Source organism: Candidatus Jordarchaeum sp. (assembly GCF_052745115.1).
This window is the reverse complement of the sequence record NZ_JBRAKS010000323.1, coordinates 1-4,277: the sequence shown is the minus strand read 5'-3', so window position 1 is coordinate 4,277 and position 4,277 is coordinate 1. Positions and strand designations below refer to the sequence as shown.

Here is a 4,277-nt window from a genome sequence, read left to right as displayed (position 1 = left end):
AGTCCAAGAATGGTATTATTTATCATTAAATCTTTCTACTGTTGTGAACCCTTTTATATCATCGGGATCAACAAGAAAGCCGTTTTCCCCGTCTCTTATTTGCAGAGGAATACACCCTGCGGTTGATGCTACTATGGGCTTTTCCTTCCAAAGAGCCTCCGTTACGGTAAGTCCGAACCCCTCCTTTAATGATTTCTGAATTATAACGTCTGAGCTTCTCTGCAGCGAATTTATAACTATATTATTTTCTGTGTTGATTAGTATAATATCCTGATTTTCTATTAACTTCTTTTCTCTCTCCCTTATTCTCCCCACAATATCTTCCGCCCCGGGATAATCTCTCTCCATGCTTCCACACAAAACTAATCTGCAATCCACCTTTTGCTTTACAAGTTTAAATACTTCTATTACCCCTTCGGGATCTCTCCATTTGTCGAAACTTGATATCTGTGTTATGACCGGTTTATCCCTAGGTACGTCAAATTTTTTGAGATACTTTAAGACATCTTTTTCGGAGAGTTCCTTATTTTTTGGCGAAAGCGGATCGATCCCTGGTTGCATAATTCTCTGTTCTACAGGAAGATCCTCTTTTTTGTATCTATCGCAGGAAAAAATCACTGCGTCATATCTGAGTATAAAGTTTTTGAGAAATTCAAAAAGGTTCCTATTAGGATTTGATATATCTAGGTGGCATCGCCATATCCATGGCTGCCTTTTCTTGTAGAATTTTATCAGTGGTAAGGGATGTGTCTCGTGTATAATTACGCAGTCATGATCTATGTGTGTATACACAGAGAAATCCTCATTGGCTTGCACGTACAAATTTCTCTTAATTTCGGTGAAGTGGATATTTTCCCCTTGAAGCGCGTCCCGGAATTTTCTTACTATGGTGAAAAAATCCGGGGTACCATGAAGTATCCTCCAGCCGGCATCGAGCCCCACATCATTCATTAGTGGTATAAGAGATTTTAACACCTCAGGAACACCACCGCCCTGAAAGGTAGAATTAATAAACACGATATGCCTTCCATAAAGCTTACTCGCCAATCTGTGAATTGTAGATAAAACACCTTCTCCCACGATATCTCTATAATTCTCTAAATAAAACATAATATCATACCACTATCTCTGATTTACAAAATCTTGCTCCTAAACAGCTTATAATTAAACTCTGACTCTCAATTTTTCCTCCTCAACATAGTAGTACATAGCGCCCTGAATATCATTTTTCTTCCTTTAGTTCCCCTTCTCTCGATTTCCGATGATAAAAATATAAATAATTAATCGAGTGGGGGTCAGATCTTATGATACCACTTGGGAAGAAGATTGTATAAATGTTACTGAAAAACAATAAAAGAAGAAAAATAGGAAATTTAGTTAGAAACTTAAATACGTCATTTTAACAATTATCATAGTTACTATGTAAATGGTCTATTTTTGAAATGTTGTTTCTTTAATAAATTTTCAGGCCCATAGGTTTTTATATCGGTGCGGCGAAAGGCATTTCTCTTCTCAGATTAGCCATGATGATAGAATTTTCAACTCTTCTAACAATGCCTTCGTCAACCCCTAACATTTCTACAATTTCGCTTCTTTTCATTCCTTTCTCTAAGAGGTAGAGTATGGGGTCCAACACTTCGTATTTCATACCCGTTAAGATCTCATCTGTAACAATCGATCCCAAGAGCAGGTCGGGGCTGGAAGGCTTGGTCACTATATTTTTTGGAAGTTCTAAGTATTTGGCTAGCTGTCTAATTTGAGTTTTGTAAAGGTTTCTGAGTGGTGCGATTTCGCAGGCTCCGTCTCCATGTTCATCATATGTGCTGGTGAGATATTCCGATTTACATAATGTTCCCGTGACTAAGAGTTTTTTAAGACAGCCGTAATAGTAGAGCATAACACTTCTCAGTCTTACCTTGGGAAGAATAAAGCAGTAAGCTCGTGTACCCGTCTTGAATGTAATTATTGGCAAATCGCTAGGTTGGGCTTCGAATGTGGAAACTTTTACGGCGTCTTTTAATTTTTCCATTAATAACTTCTTATTTTTAATTATACTATCTGGAAGCATTTCGTATATTCCGATTTTTCTCAATATTGGGGTTAGATCCAAAATTTCATAATTTATTTTCAGTTTTTTAGCCAAGTTTTCCGCATCTTTAACAAATTGTTTCTCGCTGTCCCTTTCCGGCATCAAAAGACCAAACACTCTATCAGGACCAAGAGCTCTGACGCTTAATGCGGTTGTAACACTGGAGTCTAAGCCTCCGCTCATACCTACAATAACTCCTTCCTTTCCGAAAATTTGAACGCTACTTCTTATGAAATCCTCAATTTTTTTAGAAACCGCTTCGTAATCCAATTCTAGTATTTCTAAAACAGAGCTTTTCGTATTACACCCTCCTTCTGACAATTTCATCCGAAGAACTAAAGAATATCATACATACTTGTACTTTTTTGGTGATAACTTTATGAATTCAATTTCTGAAAAAATGCAGAATTACCATTAAACGCTTATAGTAATAGTAATTATAGTAATATTAGTAATGGTAATTCTTCTAATAAAGTGTAATACTATCTGAGTATTATTTCACTATTACTATTAGTTAATGCTCAAGAAATGCCTACTCTATGGGTGTAAAACTAGCTTGTACATTTCCTTTTGAAATGTTCAAGCCTGAAATATACATTTTTGTCTTGGGAATTTTTCCGTATAGCAGAAGGTTTCCGCCGATATTTTCTAGTTTGAAGTATGTTGTTATAAGATTGGTGGGCAGTTTTAGGGAGTCGTGTTCAAATTTAAGAATTATAAGTATACCATTTAGTTGCCTCATTTTATCCATCCATGTTTGAATTATTTTTGTGAGTTTCTCTTGTCCATAAATGTATTCCATTGTATCGCTTGCCATTATGACAAATAGGGTGCCCGCTTTTGTTTCGTCTAGAACTTTAATTGCCAGTTGCATAAAATCATTAATGTCTTCAAGGTAGTCTTCTCCTTTCAAATAGAAGACGCCATATGTTTCAATTTTTTTCATAATACTATTTTTCGAAGATAAAATTACGTGAAAATACTTATTCATAGATTTGCGAATATTCTCATCCAAAGAAGACAGAAATGCATCGCCCAAAGAAGTCTGAGGGCGGTCTCTAAAAACATCAGTGGAGAAAATACCCTTTGAGGGGAGGCTAAAAACAGGAAACTTTTGAATGACGAAGTTCAGAAATATGGGACTCAAGATATAAGCGTGATACATTCCCACAATGTCCCCTATATCAAATATATTAAAGGTTCCCCTTTCATAACCTCCGCCCAATATTTTGTCTAGTTCTGGGATTAAGGTAGAAATTTTTAATCTGCTCTCCTCTTCAACCTTTGTGAATTCCTTTTTTACAAAGTTTACTTGAAAACCTGTTTCAAAACACCTAAATCTACCGTCTTTAAGAGTGAACAAATATTCTGGATTTTCTATTTTAGTTCTTCGAACCTTTTCGATGATTAATTTTCTTAAAAGTCGTCCGTTAACTATCTCTCTTTCCAACCTTACAACTCCATCAACCAAATGGTCCAGCTTACTTTCTCCGACTATTTCGCTTATAAAAATCACATTTGCATTTACTCTTTCCGTCATATCTAATACGTCTCGCTCCATGTTTAAATCTTCCAATGGAATTCTAAAATTTGATTTCAAAGAATCAATACTGTCCACAATAACGATGGCATGCTCTTCTTTAAATTCCAAAACTCTGGAATACAAGTCTCTTAAGAAACTTGGTCTATCTACATACTCAAATAATGTTTCTTCTCTGGTTTGATATGTTAAACTTTTGTTAGCATCCAAAATGTTTTTTTGCTGAATGCAGGTCTCGGACCATGGAAACTGTTGATAAAACTTATTAGGAGACACACGTGTAGACAGATATACGGCAGAGCTATTCAACATTCTAATGATTTCAAGAGCCATAGTGGTTTTACCTGTACCCGCATTGCCCTTAATATGAAGAGAAAAAGTAGGAGATTCCAATGCATCCACAATTTCTTTTGGAACATTAGATGTTAAAAGCATAAACTTTGCCCCCATTAGATTCTTACCAACACATATGTTAAATAAATCCATTTTAAATTAACCTATTGTTGAATTACTTTTTTGTGGAATAATCAATAGGATTTGTAGAAACCGCAAAAAAATTGTTGGGTTTCTATGATATCTTTAATTAATATTATTAATATAAGGTTTATATTTTTATCTATTTTGATTCATTATATCAAAGATTATTAC

Annotated in this window: 3 protein-coding genes; all 3 read right to left on the bottom strand. The window is 35.1% G+C overall.

What is annotated here, in order from left to right:
• Positions 1-15: 15 nt before the first annotated feature.
• A complete protein-coding gene (locus tag ACUVXA_RS17000; protein WP_445872481.1) occupies positions 16-1,110 on the bottom strand; it encodes a glycosyltransferase in 1,095 nt (364 codons plus the stop codon).
• 370 nt (positions 1,111-1,480) lie between these two features.
• The gene (gene nadE / locus ACUVXA_RS16995; protein ID WP_445872480.1) at positions 1,481-2,410 is read right to left on the bottom strand and encodes an NAD(+) synthase; all 930 of its coding nucleotides are present in this window, start codon (positions 2,408-2,410) and stop codon (positions 1,481-1,483) included.
• A 211-nt stretch (positions 2,411-2,621) separates the two neighbouring features.
• Complete coding sequence (locus ACUVXA_RS16990) at positions 2,622-4,064, bottom strand: ATPase domain-containing protein (protein WP_445872479.1); 1,443 nt, start codon at positions 4,062-4,064, stop codon at positions 2,622-2,624.
• Between the last annotated feature and the right edge of the window lie 213 nt (positions 4,065-4,277).

Excerpts from the sequence above, each read along its gene's own strand:
- ACUVXA_RS17000 (WP_445872481.1), bottom strand. The coding sequence starts at position 1,110 with ATGTTTTATTTAGAGAATTATAGAGATATCGTGGGAGAAGGTGTTTTA.
- ACUVXA_RS16990 (WP_445872479.1), bottom strand. The coding sequence starts at position 4,064 with ATGCTTTTAACATCTAATGTTCCAAAAGAAATTGTGGATGCATTGGAA.